At 62.4% G+C, this 1,314-nt stretch carries 1 protein-coding gene; it reads right to left on the bottom strand.

All coding sequences use genetic code 11. The annotated features are described in order from the left end of the window. On the bottom strand, positions 1 to 1,314 hold a 1,314-nt coding region (locus tag FOY56_RS23755), incomplete at both ends, for a choice-of-anchor Q domain-containing protein (RefSeq protein WP_281288851.1).

Here is a 1,314-nt window from a genome sequence, read left to right as displayed (position 1 = left end):
GGCGTGGGCCGAGCCAAACACCTTCTCGAACCCCGAGATCACATCGCCCTCCGCCGAGCCGCCCGAGGCCGACTGGACCCCATCGCCATCTGCATTCAGGTCCACGGTCACACCAGAGGCAGAGTCGGTGTAGAGCACAAAGTCGACGCCGTCGCCGCCCTCCAGCCTGTCGCCATCTGCACCGCCGCGTATGTTGTCATTGCCGCCAAGGCCAAGGATCCAGTCCGCGCCCGCCCCGCCATAGAGCGTGTCATTCCCATCCGTGCCAAACATCACGTCCGGGTCGGACCCGCCGACCTGAGTGGTCAACTGCAGCTCGAACGCGCCCAGATCGGAACTGTTACCGCCATTGTTGGCCACCCCGGACTGGTCCGCCCGCCCGGCCCCCCGCGCATCCGTTGCCGGGGCCGCACTATCATCCCCCGCATCCAGTGCCGGGTTCGTCACAGCCGTGTTCAACGCAATCGTCTGAACCGGCCCGCCATTATCCGCCAGCAGACCGCCGCCGTTGGCGTCCAGCGCGGCAAACACATCTACAGCTGTCCCCGATGTGAGCGAGGTCGTGGACGTGACTGCCCCACCGACGTCTGCATTCGTCGTTGCGCTATTGCCCAGTACTATGCTGTTGGTCAGCGTCGCTGTGCCACTGTTCTGAAGACCACCGCCGTACCCGTAAGGACCCGATGCGTTGTTTCCACTGATCGTGCTGTTGGTCAGCGTGGCCGTGCCACGGTTGATCATCCCGCCGCCGCCATAATACGTCGCTTCGTTTCCGCTGAGCGTAGAATTGGTCAGCGTCGCAGTGCCTCCGTAGCGGTTGTAGATCCCACCACCCTGAAAGGTTGCCGTATTCCCGCTGAGTGTACTGTTGGTCAGCGTCACCGCGCCGCGGTTCCAAAGCCCGCCGCCCAATTCCGCCGAACTGTCGCGGATTGTGCTGTTGGTCAGGGCGACCGTTGCACCAGTATCAATGTAAATGCCGCCGCCGGACCCGGCGTAGCCATCTGTGATCGTCAGGGCGTGCAGGGTCGACGTTCCGCCGGTTGCATTGAACACCCGCGAGGCATCGTTGCCCGAGATCGTGATGTCTGCCGAATTATCGCCGTCGATATCACCGTCAATGGTCACATCCGTGGACAGAACCAGTTCCGTCCCGCCCAGCGTGATCGTCTCACCGGATAGCGCCGCGTCAAAGGTTATCGTGCTGGCATCCGCATTAGAATTGGCAAAGGCCAAAGCCTCGCGCAGCGAGGTTTGGTAGTCATAAGCGTCAACGACGTCGGACGTTGTTGTGACGATCAGGCTGGCGGTTTC

Origin of the sequence: Falsiphaeobacter marinintestinus (assembly GCF_007923355.1) — a bacterium.
Taxonomy (GTDB): Bacteria; Pseudomonadota; Alphaproteobacteria; order Rhodobacterales; family Rhodobacteraceae; genus Phaeobacter_A; species Phaeobacter_A marinintestinus.
This window is presented reverse-complemented; position numbering and strand designations above follow the sequence as displayed.